General features: G+C 72.4%; 23 protein-coding genes. 2 read left to right on the top strand and 21 right to left on the bottom strand.

The annotated features are described in order from the left end of the window. Positions 1 to 15: 15 nt before the first annotated feature. The 10 genes from dmpG to AB0B83_RS05370 form a co-directional block, all read right to left on the bottom strand. A complete protein-coding gene (dmpG, locus tag AB0B83_RS05325; RefSeq protein WP_357577091.1) occupies positions 16 to 1,086 on the bottom strand; it encodes a 4-hydroxy-2-oxovalerate aldolase in 1,071 nt (356 codons plus the stop codon). Continuing rightward, positions 1,083 to 2,024, bottom strand: a complete 942-nt coding sequence (locus AB0B83_RS05330; protein ID WP_357577092.1) for an acetaldehyde dehydrogenase (acetylating) — start codon at positions 2,022 to 2,024, stop codon at positions 1,083 to 1,085. The genes dmpG and AB0B83_RS05330 overlap by 4 nt, the downstream gene beginning before the upstream one ends. Beyond that, positions 2,021 to 2,815 (bottom strand): fumarylacetoacetate hydrolase family protein, encoded by a 795-nt coding sequence (locus AB0B83_RS05335; protein WP_357577093.1) that lies wholly within the window; start codon positions 2,813 to 2,815, stop codon positions 2,021 to 2,023. Before AB0B83_RS05335 ends, AB0B83_RS05330 begins: the two co-directional genes overlap by 4 nt. A 176-nt stretch (positions 2,816 to 2,991) precedes the next feature. Further along, entirely contained in the window at positions 2,992 to 4,503 is a 1,512-nt protein-coding gene (locus AB0B83_RS05340; protein ID WP_357577094.1) for a 2-hydroxymuconic semialdehyde dehydrogenase, read from the bottom strand. Positions 4,504 to 4,523: 20 nt separating this feature from the next. Next, positions 4,524 to 4,787 carry a EutN/CcmL family microcompartment protein gene (locus AB0B83_RS05345; RefSeq protein ID WP_357577095.1) on the bottom strand — a complete coding sequence of 88 codons (264 nt, stop codon included), beginning with the start codon at positions 4,785 to 4,787 and terminating at the stop codon, positions 4,524 to 4,526. Next, complete coding sequence (locus AB0B83_RS05350) at positions 4,774 to 5,112, bottom strand: BMC domain-containing protein (RefSeq protein WP_089000517.1); 339 nt, start codon at positions 5,110 to 5,112, stop codon at positions 4,774 to 4,776. Before AB0B83_RS05350 ends, AB0B83_RS05345 begins: the two co-directional genes overlap by 14 nt. Positions 5,113 to 5,135: 23 nt before the next feature. Further along, complete coding sequence (locus tag AB0B83_RS05355) at positions 5,136 to 5,426, bottom strand: BMC domain-containing protein (RefSeq protein WP_101409717.1); 291 nt, start codon at positions 5,424 to 5,426, stop codon at positions 5,136 to 5,138. Positions 5,427 to 5,461: 35 nt separating this feature from the next. Continuing rightward, a complete protein-coding gene (locus AB0B83_RS05360) occupies positions 5,462 to 6,301 on the bottom strand; it encodes a 2-amino-5-chlorophenol 1,6-dioxygenase subunit alpha (RefSeq protein ID WP_357577096.1) in 840 nt (279 codons plus the stop codon). Next, entirely contained in the window at positions 6,294 to 7,277 is a 984-nt protein-coding gene (locus AB0B83_RS05365) for a tRNA U-34 5-methylaminomethyl-2-thiouridine biosynthesis protein (RefSeq protein ID WP_132239083.1), read from the bottom strand. Before AB0B83_RS05365 ends, AB0B83_RS05360 begins: the two co-directional genes overlap by 8 nt. Beyond that, positions 7,274 to 9,292 carry a hydantoinase B/oxoprolinase family protein gene (locus AB0B83_RS05370; RefSeq protein WP_357577097.1) on the bottom strand — a complete coding sequence of 673 codons (2,019 nt, stop codon included), beginning with the start codon at positions 9,290 to 9,292 and terminating at the stop codon, positions 7,274 to 7,276. The genes AB0B83_RS05365 and AB0B83_RS05370 overlap by 4 nt, the downstream gene beginning before the upstream one ends. 167 nt (positions 9,293 to 9,459) lie before the next feature. On the opposite strand from AB0B83_RS05370, the gene AB0B83_RS05375 reads away from it, so the two are divergent. Beyond that, positions 9,460 to 10,284: an IclR family transcriptional regulator gene (locus AB0B83_RS05375; RefSeq protein ID WP_357577098.1), complete on the top strand. Its 825-nt coding sequence runs from the start codon at positions 9,460 to 9,462 to the stop codon at positions 10,282 to 10,284. Between the two features lie 8 nt (positions 10,285 to 10,292). Here the strand turns inward: AB0B83_RS05375 and AB0B83_RS05380 are convergent, their stop codons facing one another. From AB0B83_RS05380 to AB0B83_RS05415, 8 genes are read right to left on the bottom strand one after another with little or no spacing between them, the layout of a single operon-like run. After that, positions 10,293 to 11,915 carry a thiamine pyrophosphate-binding protein gene (locus AB0B83_RS05380; RefSeq protein ID WP_357577099.1) on the bottom strand — a complete coding sequence of 541 codons (1,623 nt, stop codon included), beginning with the start codon at positions 11,913 to 11,915 and terminating at the stop codon, positions 10,293 to 10,295. Further along, on the bottom strand, positions 11,912 to 12,673 hold the full coding sequence (locus AB0B83_RS05385) for an enoyl-CoA hydratase/isomerase family protein (protein WP_357577100.1): 762 nt from the start codon (positions 12,671 to 12,673) through the stop codon (positions 11,912 to 11,914). Before AB0B83_RS05385 ends, AB0B83_RS05380 begins: the two co-directional genes overlap by 4 nt. Next, on the bottom strand, positions 12,670 to 14,028 hold the full coding sequence (purB, locus tag AB0B83_RS05390) for an adenylosuccinate lyase (protein WP_357577101.1): 1,359 nt from the start codon (positions 14,026 to 14,028) through the stop codon (positions 12,670 to 12,672). The genes AB0B83_RS05385 and purB overlap by 4 nt, the downstream gene beginning before the upstream one ends. Continuing rightward, complete coding sequence (locus tag AB0B83_RS05395; RefSeq protein ID WP_357577102.1) at positions 14,028 to 15,605, bottom strand: class I adenylate-forming enzyme family protein; 1,578 nt, start codon at positions 15,603 to 15,605, stop codon at positions 14,028 to 14,030. Before AB0B83_RS05395 ends, purB begins: the two co-directional genes overlap by 1 nt. 3 nt (positions 15,606 to 15,608) lie before the next feature. Continuing rightward, the gene (locus AB0B83_RS05400) at positions 15,609 to 17,618 is read right to left on the bottom strand and encodes a hydantoinase/oxoprolinase family protein (protein ID WP_357577103.1); all 2,010 of its coding nucleotides are present in this window, start codon (positions 17,616 to 17,618) and stop codon (positions 15,609 to 15,611) included. 49 nt (positions 17,619 to 17,667) lie between these two features. After that, on the bottom strand, positions 17,668 to 18,495 hold the full coding sequence (locus tag AB0B83_RS05405) for an ABC transporter permease (RefSeq protein WP_357577104.1): 828 nt from the start codon (positions 18,493 to 18,495) through the stop codon (positions 17,668 to 17,670). Then, on the bottom strand, positions 18,492 to 19,376 hold the full coding sequence (locus AB0B83_RS05410) for an ABC transporter ATP-binding protein (protein WP_357577105.1): 885 nt from the start codon (positions 19,374 to 19,376) through the stop codon (positions 18,492 to 18,494). Before AB0B83_RS05410 ends, AB0B83_RS05405 begins: the two co-directional genes overlap by 4 nt. Continuing rightward, the gene (locus tag AB0B83_RS05415) at positions 19,373 to 20,329 is read right to left on the bottom strand and encodes an ABC transporter substrate-binding protein (protein ID WP_357577175.1); all 957 of its coding nucleotides are present in this window, start codon (positions 20,327 to 20,329) and stop codon (positions 19,373 to 19,375) included. Before AB0B83_RS05415 ends, AB0B83_RS05410 begins: the two co-directional genes overlap by 4 nt. Positions 20,330 to 20,509: 180 nt before the next feature. On the opposite strand from AB0B83_RS05415, the gene AB0B83_RS05420 reads away from it, so the two are divergent. Further along, a complete protein-coding gene (locus tag AB0B83_RS05420) occupies positions 20,510 to 21,106 on the top strand; it encodes a MaoC/PaaZ C-terminal domain-containing protein (protein WP_357577106.1) in 597 nt (198 codons plus the stop codon). Between the two features lie 74 nt (positions 21,107 to 21,180). On the opposite strand, the gene AB0B83_RS05425 is transcribed toward AB0B83_RS05420, so the two are convergent. The 3 genes from AB0B83_RS05425 to AB0B83_RS05435 all read right to left on the bottom strand — a co-directional run bounded on the left by AB0B83_RS05425 (position 21,181) and on the right by AB0B83_RS05435 (position 23,806). Continuing rightward, a complete protein-coding gene (locus AB0B83_RS05425) occupies positions 21,181 to 22,473 on the bottom strand; it encodes a DUF6596 domain-containing protein (RefSeq protein ID WP_357577107.1) in 1,293 nt (430 codons plus the stop codon). A gap of 5 nt (positions 22,474 to 22,478) precedes the next feature. Then, positions 22,479 to 22,829 (bottom strand): YciI family protein, encoded by a 351-nt coding sequence (locus AB0B83_RS05430; protein WP_357577108.1) that lies wholly within the window; start codon positions 22,827 to 22,829, stop codon positions 22,479 to 22,481. A gap of 203 nt (positions 22,830 to 23,032) precedes the next feature. Continuing rightward, the gene (locus AB0B83_RS05435; RefSeq protein WP_357577109.1) at positions 23,033 to 23,806 is read right to left on the bottom strand and encodes a hypothetical protein; all 774 of its coding nucleotides are present in this window, start codon (positions 23,804 to 23,806) and stop codon (positions 23,033 to 23,035) included. Positions 23,807 to 23,918: the final 112 nt, after the last annotated feature.

The raw sequence follows: 23,918 nt of genomic DNA on the forward strand, positions 1-23,918 counted from the left end.
GCTCGATCCTCACGCTCACTGTGCCGCACCCGTCTGCGCGCGCCCGTCGGCGAGGTCCAGTGCCACGTCCACGATCATGTCTTCCTGCCCGCCGACCATGCGGCGGCGGCCCAACTCGACCAGGATCGAGCGCACGTCCACCCCGTACTTGTCCGAGGCCCGCTCCGCATGCCGCAGGAAACTCGAATACACCCCCGCATACCCCAGCGACAGGGTCTCCCGGTCGACCTGCACAGGCCGGTCCTGCAACGGCCGCACGATGTCGTCAGCGGCATCCATCAGCGCGAACACGTCACACCCGTGCTCCCAACCGTGCAACTCCGCGACGGCCACGAACACCTCCAACGGCGCGTTACCCGCCCCCGCACCCTGCCCCGCCAGCGACGCGTCCACCCGCACCGTCCGACCGTGCGCCGAACCCAGCGGCCCGTCACCGACGATCCGCCCGTGCTCCACGGCAACCACACTGTTGGCCACGCCGAGGGACAGGTTGTGGTGAGCGTGGATACCGATCTGCGTGCTCGGCTCCAACACCTGCCGATACGCATCCACCCGCTGCGCCACATCCGACATCAGCAGCCGGCCACCGGAATCCGTGACGTAGACGCAGTGCGCCCCGTACGACTCCATCAACTTCGCCTGCCCCGCCAGACCAGCAGGGTCGTTCATGTGCGACATCATCAGGAACCCGGACACGTCCATACCGTTCTCCCGCGCCCACGCAATGTGCTGCGCCGAAATGTCCGCCTCCGTGCAATGCGTCGCGATCCGCACACTCGTCACCCCGAGCGCCTTCGCCGCCTTCAAATCGGAGATCGTGCCGATCCCCGGCAGCAGCAACGTCGTCAGCTTCGCGTTCGTCATCACCTCCGCCGCCGCCGCAATCCAGTCCGCGTCACTGGCCGCACCATGGCCATAGTTGACACTCGACCCGGCGAGCCCGTCACCGTGCGCGACCTCGATCGCCGCCACCCCGGCGGCATCGAGCGCCGCCGCGATCGTGCGGACCTGCTCGACCGTGTAGCGGTGAGCCACGGCGTGCATGCCGTCGCGCAACGTCACGTCCTGGATGTACAGATCAGTCACGACAGCACCCCCGAAGCGGCCTCGGAACGCACCGCCACCAGCCGCTCCGCCGTACGCAGCGCCGCCGACGTCATGATGTCCAGATTCCCCGCGTACGCCGGCAGATAATGCCCCGCGCCGGAGACCTCCAAAAACACCGACACCTGCAACCCGCGCAGACGCCGACCCAACGACGGCACATACGCATCCACCCGATCGAACTGCACATCCTGCTTCAGGCGGTACCCCGGCACGTACTCCTGCACCGCCGCCACCATCTCCGCCACCGACCCAGCGATCGCCGCCCGATCGGCGTCGGCGTCCTCACACAAGCAGTACACCGTGTCACGCATCAACAACGGCGGATCCGCCGGATTCAACACGATGATCGCCTTACCACGATCAGCGCCACCGACCACCTCGATCGCCCGCGCCGTCGTCTCCGTGAACTCGTCGATGTTCGCCCGCGTCCCCGGCCCCGCCGACCTCGACGCGATCGACGCCACGATCTCCCCGTACACCACCGGCGTCACCCGACCGACGGCCGCGACGATCGGCACCGTCGCCTGCCCACCACACGTCACCATGTTCACGTTGCGCTCACCCAGGTGCTCGTCCAGATTCACCGGCGGCACCACATACGGACCCACCGCCGCCGGCGTCAGATCCACCACGAGGCGACCGTGCGCCGCCAACACCGCATCGTTGTAACGGTGCGCACCCGCCGACGTCGCATCGAACACCAACTCCACATCCGCGAACTCCGGCATCCCGACGAGGCCGTCGACACCCCCAGCGGTCGTCGCCACACCCAACCTGCGCGCCCGCGCCAGACCATCGGAATCGGGGTCGATGCCCACCATCGCCACCATCCGCAGCGACTCGGAGAGGCGCAGCACCTTGATCATCAAATCGGTGCCGATGTTGCCCGACCCGATCACCGCCACACCAGTAGTCACGACGCCTCCTTGGAGAAACACGTGCGGACAGAGCCCAGGCCGGAGATCCGCGCCTCGTACGCCGCACCCGCCGTCACCGGCACCATCGGACCGAGCGCCCCGGACAGCACCACGTCACCCGCACGCAGCGGATCACCGGAACGTGCGAGGGTCTGCGCCAACCACTGCACCGCATGCAACGGATTACCCAGGCACGCCGCCCCCGCCCCCACCGACACCGGCTCACCGGCCTGCTCCAGGACCATGCCGCACAGCCGCAGATCCACATCAGCCAGCCGGCGCGGCGTGGTACCGAGCACGAACAGGCCACTGGAGGCGTTGTCCGCCACCGTGTCCACGATCGAGATGTCCCACTCCGCCACCCGCGAATCCACGATCTCGATCGCCGGCAACACGTGATCCACCGCCCGGATCACGTCCGCGCTCGTGATCCGCTCGTCCGGCAGATCCGCACCCAGCACGAACGCGACTTCCGCCTCCACCCGGGGCTGCAGCAGCCGGCCCAACGGCACCTCTGCCCCGTCGGGCACCGCCATGTCATCGAGCAGCACCCCAAAATCCGGCTGGAAGACACCGAAGCTCTCCTGCACCGCCCGCGACGTCAACCCGACCTTCGCGCCCACCCGCCGACGGCCGCGCTGCAACCACTGCCGGACCTGAAGCTGCTGCACCAGGTACGCCGTGTCAACGTCGCCCTCCGGCAGCAACCGCCCCCGCAGCGGCGCACACGGCTTACCGTCGTCCCGCGCGCCAACCAGGTCCCGGGCCGCCGCCTCGTAATCAACGCTCATGTCAGCTCCCCACCCCACTCCGAGCCGCTACCGACAGCCGCGGGTCGACCGGAAACCGGGACGGACACCCCGCGACACTGATACCGGCGTCCAACCCCGTACCGGCCCGATGCGCCCGACCCACGATGTGCTCGCCACGTCCACTAGACCCGCGACGCCGATGCGAACGCCGCCGCTCATGTCAGGTCCACGCAGACGTTGGTCAACTCGGAATAGAAATCCAAGGAGTGCACGCCACCCTCACGCCCGATCCCCGACGCCTTCACCCCACCGAACGGCGTCCGCAGATCCCGCAGGAACCACGTGTTCACCCACACAATGCCCGCGTCGAGCCGGGCGCCGGCCCGGTGCGCCCGACCCACATCCCGCGTCCACACCGCCGCCGCCAGCCCATACTCCGTGCCGTTCGCCAACGCGAACGCCTCATCCTCATCATCGAACGGCGCCACATGCACCACCGGCCCAAAAATCTCCTCACGATTGGTCCGCGCATCCGCACCCAACCCCGTCAACACCGTCGGCTGCACATACGCACCACCATCACGCGCATCACCAAAGGTCGGCACCCCACCCCCGGTCAGCACCTGCGCACCCTCACCACAAGCCAGGTCGTAATAGCCCAACACCTTCTCCCGATGCTGACGCGAGATCAACGGCATGTTCACCGTCGCCTCGTCGGCAGGCCACCCGAACGACAGCCCGGCAGCCCGCTGCGCCAACCGGGCCGTGAACTCCTCGAACACCGGCCGCTGCACATAGACCCGCTCCGTGCACAGACACACCTGACCGCCATTGGTGAAACTCGACCGCACCGAACCCGCCACCGCCGCATCCAGATCCGCATCCGCGAACACCAACCCGGCGTTCTTACCACCCAACTCGAACGACACCGCCTTCACGCCATCGGCAGCCGCCCGCATGATCGCCCCGCCGGTCGACGACTCACCCGTGAACGTGATCGCATCCACCCCAGGATGCCGGGTCAAAAACTCCCCCGCCGAATCCGGACCGAACCCGTGCACCAGATTGAACACACCCTCCGGCACCCCCGCGGCGGCCATCACCTCCGCCAACAACGTCGCCGACGCAGGCGTCTCCTCACTCGGCTTCACGATCACGGCATTACCGCACGCCAACGCCGGAGCGACCTTCCACGTCAGCAGCAACAGCGGCAGGTTCCACGGCACGATCACCGCCACCACACCCACCGGCTTCCGCACCGCATAGTTGAGCGCCCGCCCACCGGTCGGGGTGACCGTCGTGAACGACTCCGTCGGCGCCGTCGCCACGATCTCCGCAAACGCACGGAAATTCGCCGCACCACGCGGAATGTCCAGAGTGCGCGCCTGCGAAATCGACTTACCCGTATCCGCCACCTCAGCGGTCACCAGATCATCGAAACGACGCTCCAACCCGACGGCGACCCGACGCAACACCTCCGCGCGCTCCCGCTCCCCCATCCGACCCCACGGCCCCCGCAACGCCCCCCGCGCCGCCGCGACCGCATCGTCCACACACGCCCGATCCGCCTCCACCACCTCGAACACCGGCTCACCCGTCACCGGACTGCGCTTCGTGAACCGCCGCCCACCCTCGACGAACTCACCGCCCACGAAATTGCGCAGCATCGGCGGGTCGGCGCCCGGGTGGCCGTCGCGCAGACTCACCGGCCAGGATGACTCGGCCATCGTCAGGTGTCCCTTCCGGTTCAGGTGCTGGGTTCGGTCCGTTCGCTGCCGGGGTCGGCGACGAGCGCGACCACGGCGGCGTCCACGGTGGGTTGGCCGGTCACGGCCGCCGCGGCCTCGTCGGTGACGACCAGGACGGTGGTGCCGACGCCGACGTTCAGGGGGTCGACGGCGACGAGGTCGGGCCCGTCGCCGCGCGGGCGGACCAGGACGAGCCGCCTGCCCTGCAACGCCGGCAGGATGCGGTCGGCCCACACCTTGCCGACGACGTCACCGAGCACCATCGGTTTCTCCCCGCAGGCCGGCGATGACCTCGCGGATGCGGGCCGGTTCGGGCGCGTCCAGCAGGGCCGCCGTGGTCGGGTGGGGCTTCGGGTAGACCTGGGAGCTGCGCAGCTCGCCGTGGGCGCGGATGGCGGCCTCCCCGGCGGAGACTGCCTGGCGTACGGCGGCGAGGGTGCCCCGGACGGCGACCGCGAGGTAGCCGCTGGTGACCCGTTCCACGGCCACGCACCGGACGTCGGCGGTCTTGATCATGGCTTCGATGCCCGCTGAGAGGGCCACCAGGCCGCGTGTCTCGACGATTCCGATCGCGATGTCGGAGGACATGGCTGATTCTCCTTACCCGGTTGTCAGTTGCCGACGAGGTCAGGCTCGGCGGCCAACGCGCTCACCGCGTCGCAGGGGCTGGCGAAGACGATCGAGCGCACCGAGCGGCTGCGCACCCGGGCGGTCTCCTCGCCGATGTCCACCGCCTCCTCGACGGTGGCGAGATCGCCGCGCACGGCGACCGCGACGATGCCGCCGCCGAGGCGTACGACCTTCGTCACCTCGACCTCGGTGGCCTTCACCATCGCGTCGACGGCGTCGAAGATGGGGGTGTAACCCTCGGCTTCGACGAAGCCCACGGCCACGTTTCGCATGTCTGCTCCTTGCTCTGGTTGCGGGTCGGCTTCGGTCAGGGACGCTCGGGCAGGTTCCAGGACAGGACGGCGGCGCCGGTGCCCCAGATCGGGCCGTACGAGTGCAGTTGTGCCGGGCCGCTGGCGGCGCCGGTCCCGGCGGCGAACGCGAGGGCCCGGAACTGGCTGTCCGCCTGGGCCTGCCGGGCGTAGTCCTCGCGGATCGCGAGCGCCTCGTCGACCTTGCCGGCGGTGAGCAGGTCGAGTACGCGGGTGTTCCACTGGTCGTGGGCGGGTGTGCCGATGTGGTCCTGGCCGGGTTCGATCCACTGCTGGATCAGTCCGGAGGACAGTCCGCTCACCACCACGACGGCGGCGCGTACCCCGGCGTCGCGGGCGGCGGCGGCCCCGGCCCGGCCGACGTCGGCGAGGGTGTCGGCGTCGGCGTACAGGTTGCAGGAGACCTGCGCCCAGCGCAGCTTGCGCTCCGGGTCGAGCAGCGCGGAGGTGACGATGGTCCCGGCGTCGATCGGGAAGCCCTCGTAGCGGGTGCGGCGCGCCTGCTTGCCGTCGGCCTGCACCCGGTCGGCCCACCGCTCGCTGAACTCCACGTCGAAGCGCAGGTCGTAGCGGAGCAGGCCGTAGTCGTAGGCGTACCAGTTCTCGTCGACGTGTTCGCCGCGCGGGTTGGGGTCGCACTGGAACTGGTGGCCGAGGACGGTGAACCACTGGGTGGACAGCAGCAGGACGACGTCGGGCTCCAGCCGGCGCAGGCGCTCGCCCACGTCGCGGGCGGCCGAGGCCAGCGCCGCCCAGCTCGGTGCGGGTTCCTTCGCGAGCAGGTGGGGCATGCCGGGCAGGAGTGCGCCGGCGACGATTCCGGTCCGGTCAGCCATGGGGGCTCCCCTCGGGCAGCCACTCGACGACGGCGTTTCCGGTGCCGATGATCGTGCCGTAGCCGAGCACGTCACCGGCGACCTTGGGCCAGCCCATCGCGGCGAGCAGCCAGGTGAGGCTGCCGGCCTTCGTCTCCGACGCGGTCGCCTCGATGTGTTCGGTGATGAGTTCCCGCAGCGGGGCGGTCGGTCCCCGGCGGATCGCTTCGAGCAGCTTCATGTCCCACCGGTACTGGTGGTTGTTGTACGGGTGTTCGCGTTCCATGTCCTCCGGAAGTGCCGGCTCCTCGTGCCAGTGCAGGTGCGACAGGGAGTTGGAGGCGAGCAGCACGGCGCGGCGGCCGGTGGCCTCGACGGCGCGGCGGGTGGCCTCGCCGAGCACCTCCATCTCCTCCAGCGCCGCGTCGGAGTAGAAGTACGGGTTGTTGTTGGCCGACAGGGAGACCACGGGGATGTCCCAGGCGGGGTTGGCCAGGTGCAGGGCGCCGATGGTGGCGTAGTCGACGCGTACGCGGGGGTCGCGCATCGCGCGGGTGACCAGGCCGAGGCCGCTGGCTTCCTCGACGATGGCCTCGCCCAGTTCGACGTCGGTGCGGAAGTCGTACCGGTAGCGGAAGAGGTGCGGGAAGATCGGCTCGACGGAGATGCCGCGCGGGTTGGGCGCGCAGTTGACGTGGTGGCCGACCATCGTGATCCAGTGCGGGGCGTGCACGATCAGCACGTCGGGCCGGTGCACCTCCTGGATGCGCTTGCGCAGCCGCTCGTAGGCCCAGCGCAGCGTCTCCCAGCCGCCGGTGGAGCGGGGCTCGTTCTGCGGCGGGTTCTCCGCGTAGATCAGGTGGGGCGGATGTGGGCTGAGGCAGCCGGCGACGATGCCGGCGCGGGCCGGGGCGGCCTGCGGGGCCGGGGCGTTGCCGGCGCCGCCGCCGGTGCGGGGCCTGGTGGTCGCCACCGGCACCCGGAAGACCCTGCTCATGACCGCCCCTCCCCGGTGAGGACGCGCACGTACGCGCGGTGCTCGGCGGTGCCGCCGAGGATCTGCATCCCGTCGTCGTCGAGGGCTATCTCGTCGGCGGCGAGCGCGGCGTCGTGGCGCAGCCAGGCCCGCAGTGGTGCCGGGTGCACGCCGTGCAGTTCGACGAGGCTCTCCTCGGCCAGGCCGCTGCCGGGCGCGACGTAGGCCAGCCGGCGCTGGCCGCGCCGGCCGGTGTAGGCGGGCCGGTCGGTGGTGGTGAGGCGCAGCCAGCTCCGCTCGTCACGCAGCCGCTGCCGCAGGTCGGCGGTGGCGGCACGGTCGGCCTCGCCGTCGCCGTCGAGGACCACGCCGTAGCGCTGGCGGGCCTCCTCGCCGGTCAGGTAGTCCTGCCGGACGTCCTCGGCGACGGCGTCGGGCGCGCGGTCCAGCGGGTCGCCCCAGCCGCCGCCGCCGGCGGACTCCATGACCAGCACGTCCCCGGCCCGCATGGGGAAGCCGGCGATCTTGCCGGGGGTGTCGAAGTCGACCCGTCGGCCGTCGGCGCGGCGCAGGTGGGTGACCGTCGGGGCGCCCGGGCCGCCGTGGCGCAGCCCGTACGGGGGGACGGTGGTGCGGTCGGTCTGCACCGAGTACGCCCCGCCGCTGGCCAGCAGCCGGGTCTCCCGCCGGCTGCCCAGGCCGCCCCGGTGCGTACCGTCTCCGCAGGAGCCGGCGCGCAGCTCGCAGGCCTCGACGAGGATCGGGATCTCGGTCTCCAGCCGCTCGACGGACTGGATGGTGGAGATGTCGCCGAGGTCGACCGGGTTCATCGCGCTGGGGCCGTCGGATTCGAGGAATCCGCCGTTGCCGCCGGCCGGGTAGTCGTAGTAGAGGTAGGGCTGGCCGGTGTGCTCGTCCACGCCGCCGATGAGGTTCTGGAAGGTGGTGCCGAACTGGTCGGCGGCGATGAGGTCGGGTGCCACCTGGCTCAACGCGGCCATCACGGCGGAGATGACCCGCTTGCGAACCTCGCTGTGGGCGTTGGCCGGGGCGGGGTAGCTGACGTGGACCACCGTGCCGGGCTCGGTGCGCACCCGCAGGGGCCGGAACGCGCCGTGGTTGACCAGCCCGCCGGGGTCGAGGGCGGACTTGACGGCGATGAACACCCCGGCCACGGTCATCGCCCGCGACGAGTTGACCACGGCGGCGACCTGGGTGGAGGAGCCCCGGAAGTCGGCTTCGATCTCGTCGCCGTCGACGGTCAGCCGGCAGCGCACGATCGCGGCGTCGTAGTCGCCGTCGGTGTAGAGGTCGAGGTAGTCCTCGTAGCGGTAGGTGCCGTCGGGCAGCGACCGGATCATGTCGCGCAGCCGCTGCTCGGTGCGGTCCATGTTGGCCACGACGCAGTCGAGGATCAGCCCGGTGCCCCAGCGGTCGACGAGTTCCTTCAGCCGTCGCTGCGCGGTGTGGCAGGCGGCGATGCTGGATTCGAGGTCGCCGCGGCGTTCCTCGGCCATCCGGACGTTGGCGAAGAGGATGTCGAAGGCGGCCCGGTTGGGACGACCCTCCTCGATCAGCTTGATCGGCGGGATCCGCAGCCCCTCCTGGAGGATCTCGGTGGCCTGGCCGGACACGCTGCCGGGGGTCATGCCGCCGATGTCGGCCCAGTGCATCCGGACGCAGGGGAAGAGGAACAGCTGCCCGTCGACGAAGACCGGGCTGATCAGGGTGACGTCGTTGAGGTGGCTGCCGCCCCGGTACGGGTCGTTGACGATGTAGAGGTCTCCGGGGCGCATCTCGGTGGCGAAGTCGGCGAAGATCTCGGCCACGGAGGCGGGCATGGCGATGACGTGTCCCGGCATGTCCCGGCCCTGGGCGACCATCTGCCCGGAGGGGTCGAAGAGTGCGCAGGAGAAGTCCTGGGCGTCGGCGATCACCGGCGAGTGCGCGGTACGGAAGATCGTCTGTCGCATCTCGCGGACGATCGAGATGAGACTCTCGGTGACGACTTCCAGGTCGATCGGATTCACAGTCATGCGGATGCCTCACTGATTTCCGGTGTCGGTCCGTATCTGCCGCCGGAGTGGACCTGGACTGGTCAGGGCGAGTGGACCACCGTGGGTTGAACCACCGTAGGGTGGACCATCATGTGGTCCTAGAGTTATATTATGAAACGTAGCAGCCGGAAAGGCAGGGAAGCAAGATGTCGTACGCCACTGACCCGACGCCCGACGAGGGCGCCGCCCCACGCGAGTCGGGCACCCAGGCGCTGGACCGGGCCCTGGGCGTCCTGCTGGCCTTCCGGGGTGACGCCGTCGAGCGCAAGGTCAGCGACGTCAGCCGCGAGCTGGGCCTGCACAAGTCCACGGCCAGCCGGCTGTTCCGCGCGCTGGCCGACGCCGGCTTCCTGCAACGCAACGAGGAGAACGGCACCTACCGCCTCGGCGTCGCCGTCTTCGAGCTGGGCGCCCGCTTCCTCGCCGGCATCGACCTGCACGCGCTGGCCCGTCCGCTGCTGCACCAGCTCGCCGAGCACGAGGGCGAGAGCGTCAACCTCGCCGTCCCGGAGGGCGCCGACGCCCTCTCGCTCTACGTCGTGCAGGGCACCCGCAACGTGCAGCTCGTCTCCCGCCTCGGCCGGCGCATCCCGCTGTGGTGCAGCGCGGCCGGCAAGGCGCTGCTCGTCGACCACGACGACGACGCCCTGCGCGCCCTGCTCACCACCGTGCCGCTCAGGGCGCTGACCAGCAACACCATCACCGACCTGGACACCTTCGTGGCGCACATGGCCACCGTGCGGCAGCAGGGCTGGGCCCTGAACGACCAGGAGAGCGAGCACGGGCTGCGGGTGGTGGCCGCCCCCGTACGCGACCGGCACGACCGGGTCACCGCCGCGATCAGCATCTCCGGGCCGATCTTCCGCCTGGACGACACCCGCACCCGCGAGCTGGCCGACGCCGCCTGCCGTACCGCCGCCGAGCTGTCCCGGCAGCTCGGCCACGGCTTCGGCGACCGGTGGGGCGACTGACCGCACCGTCAGAACCGCTCCTGGGTGACCTCGGGCAGCACCCGCACGTGCAGCACCCCCGGCCCGGTCACCGGCAGCACCGCGTCGAACGCCGCCTCCGCGCCGGCCTGGTCGGTGACCGTCCAGGCCGGTACGCCCAGGGACCGCGCCACGGCGGCCAGGTCCCGGGCCGGGAACCGGGCCAGCGCCGGGTCGACCCCGCGCGGGGCGAACTTGCGCACCTCCGCGCCGTAGCCGCCGTCGTCGAGGACCACCAGCAGCACGGGCGCGCCGACCCGGGCCAGGGTGTCCAGCTCCCCGAGGCCGGTGAGCAGGCTGCCGTCGCCCTCGAAGGCGACCACCGGCCGGTCCGGGCGGCCCACCCCGGCCCCGACGGCGTACGGCAGGCCGACGCCGATGCTGCCGAACTCCCAGGGTGCGATGAACGCGCGGTCCACGGCGGGCGAGTCGAGCAGCAGGTTGGGCCAGCCGCCGAACTGCCCCACCCCGACCACCGTGGTGCGCCGGGCCGGGAGCCGGCGGGCGCAGATCCGGATGAACGCCCGAGGGTCGATGCCCTCCGCCCCCTCGACGAACTCGATGCCGTCGAACGGGTCGGCCGCGGCGATCTGCGCGGCCAGGGCGGGGCTGCGCCAGTCCGGGCGCTCGCGCGGGTCGAGCCGGGCCGTCACGGCCCGCGCGGTGACCGCCGCGTCCCCGACGATCCCCAGGTCGACGGGCCAGCGTGCCCCCAGCGCCCGCGCGTCGGCGTCGACGGCGACCACCCGCGCCGCGGGGAAGAGCGCGCCGTGGTCGGCCGTCCACCGGTTGAGTCCGGCGCCGAAGGTGACCACCAGGTCCGCGTCGGCCAGCACCCGCCGGGTCAGCGGGCGGGCCAGTCCCCCGGCCACCCCCAGGTGGTACGGGTGACCGGCGAAGAGCCCGGCGGCCAGCACGGTGGTGGCGAGCACCGCGCCGCACCGGTCGGCGAGGCGGCGTACGTCGTCGGCCGCCGCCTCGGCGCCCCGCCCGGCCAGCAGCACCGGGCGGTGGGCGGCGGCCAGCAGGCCGGCGAGGTCGGCGACTGCCGAGTCGGTGGGCGCCGTCGGCGCGGGCCGGTGCGTCACCGCGCGGGCCGGCGCGGGCGCGGCACCGGCCGGAACCGGCTCGTCCTGCAGGTCGATGGGAACGTCGAGGACGACGGGGCCGGGGCCTTCGGCGGCGGCCCGGAACGCCAGGCCGACGTCGCGGGCGGCGGTGGCCGGCGCCGTCACGGGCACGAACGCCCCGGCGGTGGCCAGCGCGAAGGGCTGTTGCGGGAAGCTCTGCACGTGCAGCGGGTCGCCGGGCGGGGTGTCGCCGGCGATCAGGACCAGCGGCGTGCCGGCCTGCCGGGCGATGGTCAACGCGGCTCCGGCGACCGCCAGGCCGGGGCCCTGGGTCACGGTGACGACCCCGCACCGGCCGGTGGCGCGGGCCCAGCCGTCGGCCATCATCACCGCGGCGTTCTCGTTGCGGGCGGCCACGAACCGGACGCCGTGGCGCTGCAACAGGTCCGCGACCAGGAACATGTTGGCGTCGCCGAGCAGCCCGAAGATCGTGTCGACGCCGTGCGCCACGATGGCGTCGGCGATCGCCTCGCCGGCCCTCACCGGGGGTCCCGGGCGAGGTAGTCGCCGGCGGGGCGCAGCGCCACGCTCAGCGCGCCGAGGTAGGAGTCGTTGGCGGCGGCCTCGAAGCGGGGCCCGGCCAGGCGGGCGGCCCGCTTGGTCATCGACCGGCCGACCGCGGAGGTGGCGAGCAGCCGCTCGGCGATCGCGGTCGCGGCGTCGGCGAGCCGTTCCGGCTGCACCACCTCGGTCACCAGGCGCAGGTCGCGCAGCTCGTCGGCGGGGATCCGGTCGCCGAGCAGCAGCCAGCGCTTGGCCAGGTCGGCGCCGACGAGGTCGGCGAGGATCGCCATGCCGCTCCAGGTCAGCGGGATGCCGAAGCCCACCTCCGGGAAGGTCGCGAAGCAGGTGTCGGCGGCCACCCGCAGGTCGCTGGCCAGGCCGAGCACCGCGCCGGAGCCGATGGCCGGGCCGTTGAACGCCGCGACGGTGGTCTGTTCCAGCCGGTACCAGCGTTCGACCAGCTCGGCGGTGCGGCGCTGCACCGACATCGTGGCCCGGGCGTCGAGGGTGGCCAGCTCGTGCAGGTCGGTGCCGGCGCAGAACGCGGTGCCGGCGCCGGTGAGCACGACGACCTCGGTCCCCTCGTCGCGGGACAGCTCGTGCAGCACGTCCTCGAAGCGGGCGAGCATCGCCAGGTCGAAGCTGTTGCGCCGGGCGGGCCGGTTCAGCGTCACCCGGGCCAGCCGGCCGTCGCGGTGCAGCAGCACGGACTCGTCGGCATGGTGTGCGGCGGTCATGGCGACTCCGTATTCAGTAGGGCGCGGTCGACCAGCGCGGCGGCGTGGCCGACGTACGACAGCGGGTCCAGCAGGCCGGCGAGTTCCGCCGCGGGCAGGGCGGCGGTCACCTGCGGGTCGGCGCGCAACGTCTCCGCGAACGGGCGCCCCGCATCGAGGCTGTCGCGGACGATCCGCATGACCAGGTGGTGGGCCTGCTCCCGGCCGAGCGGACCGGCCAGGCGCAGCATCACCGCCTCGGAGAGCACGAGCCCGCCGGTGAGGTCGAGGTTGGCGCGCATCCGGTCGGGATTGACGCCGAGGTCACCGAAGACGTCGACCAGTCGCTGCATCGCGCCGCCCAGCAGGATGAAGCACTCCGGCAGCAGCTTCCACAGCGTCATCCCGACGCCCATGTCCCGGTCGTCCTGGGCGACCATGGTCTGCAACGCCAGGGGCACCTGGGCCCGCAGGGTGCCGGCGGCGGCGATCACCGCCTCGCAGCGGATCGGGTTGCGCTTGTGGGGCATCGTGCTGCTGCCTACCTGGGTGGAGCGCTGCGACTCGTACGCCTCGCCGACCTCGGTGCGGCCGAGGAAGTAGACCTCCCGGGCCAGCTTCTCGGCGCTGGCCGCGACGAGGCCGAAGACCATCAGGCACTCGGCGAAGCGGTCCTGGGTGGCGTGCCAGGGGGTGTCGGCGACGCCGAGCCCCAGGTCGGCGGCGACCGCCTGCTCCAGCGCGAACGCCTGCGCGCCGTAGCCGGCCATCGTGCCGGCCGCGCCGCCCATGCTGGTCACCAGCAGCCGCTGGCGCAGTTGCCGCAGCCGGACGCGGTGGCGTTGCAGCTCGTCCTGCCACACCGCGCAGCGCAGGCCGAACGTCGTCGGCAGCGCCTGCTGCCCGTGGGTGCGGGCGGCCATCGGGGTGGCGCGGTGGCGCAGCGCGAGCCGCCGCAGCGCGTGGACCAGCTCGTCGACCTGCCGTTGCACGATGTCCAGGCCGTCGCGGGCCCGCAGGACGAAGCCGGTGTCCATCACGTCCTGGGTGGTGGCGCCGAGGTGGACGTAGCGACCGGCGTCGCCGGGGCAGGCGGCGGTGAGCGCCCGCACCAGCGGCACCAGCGGGTGCACGGTGTCGGCGGCGTCGGCGGCGAGCACCGCAGTGTCGAGCCGCTCGACGCGGGCCGCCTCGGTGATCGCCTGCGCGGCGGCGGACGGGATGATGCCCAGCTTCGCCTGGCCCCGGGCGAGGGCGGCCTCCACGTCGAGCCAGGACTGCATGAGCTGCCGGTCGTTGAAGACCCCGCGCATCTCGGCGTTGCCGAAGAAGCTGGTGACGGTCAGCGAGTCCAGGAAGCACGATCCGAGCTGCATCAGCGTTCCCCCTCCGCGACGAGCAGTTCCCGGGCGGCCCGCCGGTCGACCTTCCCGGACGGCAGCAACGGCAGGTCGGCGACGGTACGGATCAGGGTCGGCACCTTGTGCCGGGCCAGCCGTTCGGTGGCGGTGCGGGTGAGCCGGTCGACGTCGCAGTGCCCACCGGGAACGGTCACGACCAGGGCCGCGATCTCCTCCCCCCAGCGGGCCGACGGCACGCCGAGGACACACACCCGGGCCACGGCCGGGTCGTCGGCGAGCACCGCCTCGACCTCGGCGGGGTGGACGTTCTCGCCGCCGCGGATGATCAGTTCCTTGATCCGTCCGGCCAGGGTGAGGACCCGTTCGTCGGTCAGCGCGCCCAGGTCGCCGGTGCGCAGCCAGCCGTCGCTGGTGATCGTGGCAGCGGTGGTGAACGGGTCGTCGGCGTAGCCGCGGGTGACCGAGCTGCCGCGTACCAGCAGCTCCCCGACCTGCCCGGCGGGCAGCGGGGCGCGGGTGGCGGGGTCGACCACGGTGGCCTGAAGGGCCGGCAGGACGTGGCCGACGGTGGCACCGGGCGCGCCGCAGGTCCCGTCGCCGGGGTCCAGGCTGATCGTCGGGCCGGCCTCGGTCTGGCCGTAGACGACCGCCACCCGGTCCAGGCCGAGCACCCGCCGGGTGCGGGTGAGCAGCGCCGGGGTGCACGTGGCGCCGCCGAGGAAGCCGACCCGCAACGACGACAGGTCCCAGCGTCCGGGGTCCCGCTCGACGCGGTCGGTGAGCATCGACGCCATGGTGGGCACGGCCTGCACCACCGTGCACGCGTGCCGCTGGATCTGGTCGAGGACCGGTTCGGTGCGGAACCGGCGGGTGGAGACCCACAGCGCGCCGGTCACGAGCGCCAGCATCGCCCCGCTGCCGAGCCCCGCCGCGTGGGCCAGAGGCAGCGGCGAGGCGATCCGGTCGTCGGCGCGCAGCCCCGCCGCCTCGGCCGTCCAGGCCGCGTTGGCCAGCAGGTTGCCGGCGCTCAGCGACACCATCTTGGCCGGGCCGGTGGAGCCCGAGGTGAACTGGATGTTGCAGGGGGCGTCGGGATCACCCACGGGTGCGGGAACCCGGCCGTCCCAGCCGGGCAGCCCCGTCAGAGCCCCGGATCCCAGGTCCGCGTCGAGGACGTGCCAGCCGTCCGGGCGCTCGCCGGGCGGCAGCGCCGCCAGGACCCGCGTGACGGTGGACGGGCCGTGCCGGTCGCGGACCCGCTCGGCGGCGTAGAGGCGCCGGGGGCGGCTGCGGGCCAGCGCCGAGGTCAGCTCGGGCCCGGTGAGGCCGGGGTGCAGGGTGGTCAGGGCGGCGCCCCGCCAGGCCGCGGCGGCCAGCAGCACCAGCCAGGCCAGCCCGTTCTCGGCCCAGACCGCGATCCGGTCGCCGCGGCCGACGCCCTGGGCCGCCAGGACGGCGGCGGCCCGGCCGGCGAGGTCGGCGAACTCCCCCGTGGTCACCGGCCGGGCCGGATCGTCGAAGACGTACAGGGAGCGGTCCGGCTGCCGCGCGGCGCGCTCCAGCACGGTGAGGTCGAGGGCTGGCGGGATCACGGATCACTCCTTGGTCAGCAGCAGGTTTCCGTGGTCGTCGACCGTGGCGGCCCATCCGCCGCCGACGACGGTGGTGCTGCCGTTCTCGCGTACGACGGCGGGTCCGACGACGGCACAGCCCGGCCCCAGGTCGGCGCGCCGCCACACGGTGGCCTCGACCCAGCCGCCCGGGCGGTAGAGACGGGTCCTGCCGGGCTGCGCCGGGCCGCCGGTCGGGGCGGCGAAGCGGACGGCCGGGCGGGGCCCGAACGCGGTGAGCCGACAGTTGACGATCTCGGCGGGGTGGTCGGAGCGGGTGTAGGCGTACCGCTCGGCGTAGGCGGCGTGGAAGGCCGCCACCAGCTCGTCGGCGGTGGCCGGCAGCTCGGGCAGGGCGACGGCGAGGTCGAAGCTCTGGCCCCGGAACCGCATGCCGACCGACAGGCCGAAGCTGACCTGGTCGGGCTCCACGTCGTCCTCGGCCTTGAGCTGGGCCAGGGCGGCGTCGCGCAGGTCGGCCTGGGCCGCCCGGACGGCCGCCAGGCCGTCGTCGTCGGCCGGCACCAGCACGGTACGGACGTAGTCGTGGCGGGCCTGGGCGGTGACGAAGCCGAGCGCGGAGAAGTTGCCCGGCACCGGCGGAACCAGGACCCGACGGATGCCGAGCTCGTCGGCGAGGTCGGTGGCGTGCATCGGGCCGGCGCCGCCGAAGGGCATCAGCACGAAGTCGCGCGGGTCGTGGCCGCAGGCGACGGAGATCTCCTTGATCGCGCTGGTCATCTTGACCGTGGCGAGGGTGAGGATGCCGTGCGCCAGGTCCAGCTCGTCGAGACCGAACGGGCCGGCCAGCCCGGCCAGGGCGGTGCGGGCCGCGTCGGGGTCGAGCGGCACCTCCCCGCCCAGGCTCTCCTGCGGGTCGAGGTGGCCGACGAGCAGGTGTGCGTCGGTGGTGGTCGGCTCGGTGCCGCCCCGGCCGTACGCGGCCGGGCCGGGGGTCGATCCGGCGCTGCGCGGGCCGACGCGCAGTTCCCCGCCCCGGTCGCGCCAGGCGATCGAGCCGCCGCCGGCGCCGATCGTGTTGATCTCGACCTGGAAGGTGCGGTTCGGGTAGCCGGCGATCTTCCCGTCGTTGGTCATCAACGGGGCGCCGTTCTTGATCAGGCAGACGTCCGTGCTGGTGCCGCCGATGTCGCAGGTGATGACGTTCGGGTAGCCGGCGAGCGAGGCGAGGTGCACGGTGGCGGCGACCCCGCCGGCGGGCCCCGAGAGGGCGAGGTTGATCGGCAGCCGCCCGGCCTCCTCGGTGGAGACGACACCGCCGCTGCTCGTCATGATCGACAGCGGGTGGGCGTAGCCGCCGTCGGCGAGGGCGCCGCCGAGCCCGCGCAGGTAGTCGGCGACGGTCGCCCGCACGCTGGCGTTGAGCACGGTGGTGGCGAACCGCTCGTACTCGCCCTGCTCCGGCACCACGTCGGAGGAGACGGTGCAGACCAGGTGGGGGTACCGCTCCGCCAGCCGCCGCGCCGCGGCCCGCTCGTGGGCGGGATTGCGGTACGAGTGCAGCAGGCAGATTGCCACCGCGCGGGGACCGGCGGCGGCCACCCGGTCGAGGGCCTCGTCCAGCTCGTCGGTGTCCAACGGCCGGACGACGCTGCCGTCGGCGCCGATGCGTTCGCGCAGCACGTGCCGGTGCCGGCGCGCGACGAGCGGCGGCCGGCCGCTCTCCTTGACGCTGTAGAGGCGCGGCCGGTGCCCGAGGCCCATCTCCAGCACGTCCCGGAAGCCCTCGGTGGCCAGGACCGACACGGGCTCGCCGGAGCCTTCGAGCAGCGCGTTGGTCACCCGGGTGGTGCCGTGCACGAAGCGGTCGACCGTGTCCAGGCTGACACCGAGCTTGGCGAGGCCCTCGAAGATCGCCGCCGCCGGATCGTGCGGGGTGGAGAGGGTCTTGGCCTCGGCGAGCCGGGCGGTGGCCGGCTCGTAGACGATGACGTCGGTGAAGGTGCCACCGATGTCGACGCCGATGCAGAGCATGGCGAGCCTTTCGGGTAGGGGGTGGATGGCGTCGGCGACGGGTCGGTCGCTAGAACGTGACGCCGTAGCGGCGCAGGGTCCGTCCCGTGACCAGACGCAGGATCCAGTCGAAGAGGTAGCCGAGCACGCCCAGGGCGATGATGCCCACGAAGACCCACTCCGTCTTGGCGTAGTTCCGTGCCGTCCAGATCAGCGATCCCAGGCCGCTCTGGGCGGCGACGATCTCGGCGGAGACGATCGTCAGGAACGAGTTGCCCATCGCCAGCCGGGCTCCGGTGACCACGTGCGGCACCGTCGACGGCAGTACGACCGAGACGAGGCTGCGTACGGGGCCGGCGCCGAGCGCCCGGGCCGCCCGCATCCGGATCTCGTTGACCGACAGCACCCCGGCCAGGGTGTTGAGGGCGACGATGAAGACGGTGGTGTAGAAGATCAGCGCCACCTTCGACGCCTCCCCCGGCCCGAGCCAGATGATGGCCAGGGTGACGAAGGCGATCGGCGGCACGAAGCGGAAGAACTGGATGTACGGGTCGAGCATCAGCCGCAGCCAGGGGATGCAGCCCATCAGCAGACCCATCGGCACGCCGACGAGCACGCCGAGCAGCCAGCCGGTGAGGATGCGGGTCGAGGACGCGCTGACCGAGTCCCACAGGGTCCCGTCGCGGACGAGTTCGACCGCGCCGTCGAGGGTGAGCCGCGGCGAGGGCAGGAAGAAGGCCGTGTAGTTGCGGCTTACCAGGTCCCAGATCAGCACGCCGAGCAGCACCGACAGGACCGACAGCCCGATGCGGGTCAGCCGGGGCCAGCGGTTGCGGCGGGGACCGGTCGTCGCCGCCGCCCTGGTGCGGTCGGGGACGGTGGGTGCCTCGACGGTCATCGCCCCTCCGTCCGGTCGTCGCCCGCGCCGGGCCGCCCGTCGTGGCCGTCGTCGAGTCCCTGGGCGCGCAGCGTCCGGGCCACCTCGGCGCCGATGTCCTCACGCAGCTCCCGGAAGAGCGCCGCGCAGGCCGGGTCGGTCAGGTCGCGGGGGCGGGGCAGGTCGCAGCGGTAGTCCTTCTTGATGGCCGCCGACGGTCCCGCGGTCATCGTGACGATCCGGTCGCCGAGCAGGATCGCCTCGCCGATGTCGTGGGTGACGAAGATGATCGTGGCGCCGGTCTCGCGCCAGATCCGGTCGAGTTCGACCTGCATCACCAGCCGGGTCTGGGCGTCCAGCGCCCCGAACGGCTCGTCCATGAGCACGACCGAGGGGTCGTTGGCCAGGACCCGGGCCAGCTGGGCCCGCTGGCGCATGCCGCCGGAGAGCTGCTCGGGGAACCGCTCGGCGCTGTGCGCGAGGCCGACCATCGCCAGGTACCGCTCGACGACCGCGTCGCGCTGGGCCTTCGGCACGCCGCGCATCTGCGGCCCGAAGGCGACGTTCTGGCGTACGGTCAGCCAGGGGAACAGCGCCTCGGCGCTCTGGAAGACCACGCCCCGCGACACGTCGGGCCCGGTCACCGGCTCGCCGCCGCAGGTCACCTCGCCGGCAGCCGGCCGGACGAAGCCGGCGACCGCGTTGAGCAGCGTGGACTTGCCGCAGCCACTCGGACCGAGCAGGCAGACGAGCTCACCGGCGGCGATGTCGAGGCTCGCGCCGCTGACGGCGACGAACTCGCCGAAGCGGATGTCGACGTCGCTGATGCGGATCGGGGAGCCGGCGCGGCTGGCGGGTCGGCCGGCGAAGGTCGTGGCGGGTGCGGTGCCGTCGACTGTCACGCCACCCCCTTGACCATGACGGTCGCCGGGTCCGCCTTCTGCTTGACGATCTTGCTGTCCTGCTGGAACTGGGCGATCTCGCCGTAGCGCTTGAGGTCGTCGTCGGTGAAGTCGCGGACCTGGCACTGGACGCCCTCCAGCAGCGTCTGGGCCTCCTTCGCCGGCACCTTGATGGCCTTCTCGGTGACCGTGCCCGCCTTGGCGGGGTCCTTCGTGAGCTGCTCGCACGCCTGGCCGATGGTCTGGACGACCTTCTTGGCGGTCTCCTTGTTGGCCTCGTACCAGGCACCGTCGACGCCGATCACCAGGTTGTAGACGTAGCCGATGTCGCCGCTGGTCAGCAGGACCTTGCCGCCGTTGGCGACGCCGCGCGACGGCCACGGCTCCCACATGATGTAGCCGTCCACGTCGCCGCGCTGCAGCAGGGCCGGCATCTCGGCGGGCGAGGCGTTGACGAACTCGACGGACTCCCGGCTGATGCCGCGCGCCGCGAGGACCTTGTTGGTGGCGTACTCGTTGACGGTGCCGGGGACGACGCCGTACTTCTTGATCCCGGACACGTCGCTGATGCCGGAGCGCGCCACGAGCTTGATGAAGCTGGGCGACTGGGAGAAGACGGCCAGGCCCTTGATGTCACCCCGGGTAGCCCGGTTCAGCAGGCTCGACTCGGTGCTGGCCGTGACCTGGCCCTGCTTGGCCAGGATCGCGTCGAGGCCACCGGTGCCCTCCTGGAACTGGGTGACGGTGACGTTCAGGCCGTTGGCCCCGAACAGCTTCTCCTGGTCGGCGAGGTAGATCGGGGAGTACGCCGGGTCGACGCCGACGCCGAAGTTGACCGCCGCCGACGGGGCCGCCTCACCGCCACCGGACTCGGTCGGGGTCTGGTTCTCCGCGCATGCCGCAACGGCGGCGGTCACCAGCAGGGCTGCTACCGCAGCGCGCAATGCTCGCATTCTCATGGCTACCCCAGATACCTAGCGGCTCATATTATGGTTACCGTTGCTTAATATGGGACGCTACTGCCGGACGGTGGGCACAGTCAAGAGATTCGACCTCACCTTCCTGCAACAGACAGTAGCCGTCGATCATCGCCAGCCGACGGGTCGAATCCGCGACCACAAACCGGGAGCCCGATGAACACGCAGGACAAACGGGCCCATGCCGCCTGGACGCAGCCGCCACCCACCGCCGAAGCGACCGGGTCGACCACTCTGAGTAGTCAAGGATCCGCCGGGGTCGGTCGGCACCCGCTGCCGGCGCTCGTCGGACTGCGCACCTCGCGGGAGCGGGCGTGGACCCCGACCGAGACGATCCTCTACGCCCTCGGGGTCGGCGCGGGACAACGCGACCCGGCGGCGGAACTCCGCTTCACCACCGAGAACTCCACCGGACACCCGCAGCGGGTGCTGCCGACCTTCGCCAGCGTGCTCGCCGCCGACCCTGGGCGAGGTCACCGCGATCCGGCCGTCGCCGGCCGTGCCGGGCTGCCCCGCCCGATCCTGCACGGCCTGTGCACCTTCGGCTTCGCCGGGCGGCTCCTGCTGCCCCTCGTCGGCGACGACCCGACCCGCGTCCGGCACGTCCGCGTCCGCTTCGCCGCCCCGCTGCACCCGGGCGACACCCTGACGGTGCACGCCTGGCGGCGCCCGTACGGCGTGGTCTTCCGCGCCACCGACGGGACCGGACGGGTCGTCCTGGACCGGGGCGTGCTGGCGGTCTCCGCCCGGTGACCGCCCGCCTGCCCGTCCTGCGGTAGCGCGGCGGGTCCTACGGGACCGCCCGGCCGCGGTCGACGGTCACGCCGTCACGTGCCCGGCGCGCGGAGCCGCTCGATCGCATCCAGCCTGCGGCGCAGCAGGGCCCGTTCGGGTTCGGTGCCGGCCAGGCCGAACGCCTCCCGGTACGCCTCGGCGGCGTCGGCGTGCCGGCCGAGGCGGTGCAGCAGGTCGGCCCGGGCCGCCGGGTAGGGGTGGTGACCCCGCAGCAGTGGCTCGTCGGCCAGCTCGTCCAGCAGCGCCAGACCCGCCTCCGGGCCGTCGCGCATCGCCACCGCCGCCGCCCGGTTCAGCGCGACGACCGGGGACGGCGCGAGGGCGAGCAGCACGTCGTAGAGCGCGACGATCTGCGGCCAGTCGGTGGTGGCGAGGTCCGCCGCCTCGACGTGCAGGGCGGCGATCGCGGCCTGCACGCCGTACGGGCCGGGCGGGCCGCCGGCCAGCGCGACGGGCACCAGGTCGAGGCCCTCGGCGATCATGCGGCGGTCCCAGCGCCCACGGTCCTGCTCGTCGAGCAGCACCAGTTCGTCGTCCGGGCCCGTGCGGGCGTCGCGGCGGGCGTGGATCAGCAGCATGAGCGCGAGCAGCCCGGCGACCTCCCGGCCGGCGGGCAGCAGCCGGTGCAGGATCCGGGCCAGCCGGATGGCCTCCTCGGCGAGGTCGAGCCGCTGCAGGCGCGGACCCTCACTGGCCGCGTACCCCTCCGTGAAGATCGAATACACCGCCTGGAGCACGCCCGGCAGCCGCTGCGGCAACTCCTGCGCGCCGGGCACGCGGAACGGGATCCGGGCCTCGTGGATCTTCTTCTTCGCCCGGGTGATCCGCTTGGCCATCGTCGCCGTCGGCACCAGGAAGGCGCGGGCCACCTCGGGCGTGGTCAGGCCCGCCAGGTAGCGCAGGGTCAGCGCCCCGTGGTCCTCGGCCGCGAGCGCCGGGTGCGCGCAGGTGAAGAAGAGCTGCAGCCGCTCGTCCGGCAGCTCACCACCCGGCATCGGGTCGGGGGCGGGCTCCGCCCGGTCCGCCTCCGCCTGGAGGATGGCCAGCCGCGCGGCGAGGGCCTGGTCCCGGCGCAGCCGGTCGACCGCCCGGCGGCGCGCGGTGGTCATCAGCCAGGCGCCGGGCCTGGGCGGAACGCCGTCGACCGGCCACCGGGTCAGCGCCGCCTCGACGGCCTCGGAGGTGACCTCCTCGGCCAGGTCCAGGTCGCCGAAGCGGCGGACGAGGGCCGCCAGCAGCCGACCGCGTTCCTCACGGAACACGGCCTCCACGACCGCCGCCGGCGCCTCGTCCGTCCCCCCGGTGTCGGCGGGCGCTCCGCCCACCGCGGTCAGCCCCCGAACTCGGCGACCGGCCGGACCACGACGGCGCCGTTCCCGCGCGCGCCGGGGCAGCGCGCCGCCCAGTCGAGCGCGACGTCGAGGTCCGGCACGTCGATCACGTAGAAGCCGCCGAGGATCTCGCGGGTCTCGGCGAACGGCCCGTCCGTGACGGTCCGCCTGCCGTCCTCGCCGACCCGCACGGTGGTGGCGGTGACCAGGTCCGCCAGCGACTCGCCGGAGACCAGGATCCCCGCCTCGCGCACCTGCTTGTCGTACGCCATCCAGTCGCTGACGTCGCAGCCGGCGGCTCCGCCGTCCTCGCCGACCGCACTCGCGTTGATGAGCAACATGTACTTCATGATCCGACTCCCCTCAGTGTCGCGTCGCCGCTGCCGTCCCGGACGACGCCGTACGACATCACTACGGACGGGGGGCGGCCGATTGGACAGCCCGCCCGAGATTTATCGTGACGTCGCATCATGCTGCCCGGCGGAGAGGCGGGCGGCGACGCCCCACCTGATCCGATCTCCGTCGTCCCACCAGCGAGACGTCGGACGGATCCCTACGACGCCTGAGGGGTCCTGTGGTCGGCGGTGTCCCCACGTGCGGCATCGCCGCGGGTCTGGCTCGGACCAACCGGGCCGCCGACACTGGCCCGCGCCCGCATCGCACCGAGCATTTCGACCGCCGACGACGGGAGACGCGCCGTCGAGCGGAGCAGCAACCGATGCCGGTCACCGACGCCGTCCTCCGCCACGATCTCGATGTCCAGATGGTCGATGGCGGCCAGCGCACGACAGGAGAACTCCCCGATCCTGAGGCCGTCAAACGGCTGCGGCTGGGGAGGCAGCGGAGCCCGGCCTATCCACTCCAGCTCGAGATCTGGCTGTCCGACACCGTGACTCTGCAGCAGGTTCTCGAGGGCAGGAAACCCCACCCAGTCCGACTGCCCCGGGTGCGCCTCGCCGTGGAACGCCACCCGGTAGCGAACAAGCGAGATCTTCGCGTGTCCCGGCCCTGCGTTGTAAAAATGGAGAGCCCAACGGCTCCCGTCAGCGCCAGCCCGGACCCAGGCATATCCGAAGGAAGGTCGGACGGTCCTGGCGAACTGCGCGCGGGCGAGCATCAACCCACCGAACACGGCGAGCAGGTTGGCAGTGGTGGGAAGGTCTGCCACGGATATCCGCCAGGGAAGTTCCTCCACCGGAACCCGCACGTTCGCCCGTACGGCTTCCCAGACGAAGTTGGCCGCCAGAATCGCAATGAGCACGGCCGGGAATGTCATGAACAGCTTCGACCGCTCGACCCGGTGCCAATGCTCATCGTTTTCGGTCACGTCCAGACGCCACCGTCGCACCCGCCTCGAATCAGCCGACTTGACCAATGCAACTCCGATCCGCCCGGACAACGAGCGTATCGACGCGGCGCAACCGTGCGTGTGCGCGACG

The sequence above is a fragment of the Micromonospora sp. NPDC049060 genome (assembly GCF_040649055.1).
GTDB lineage: Bacteria > Actinomycetota > Actinomycetes > Mycobacteriales > Micromonosporaceae > Micromonospora > Micromonospora reichwaldensis.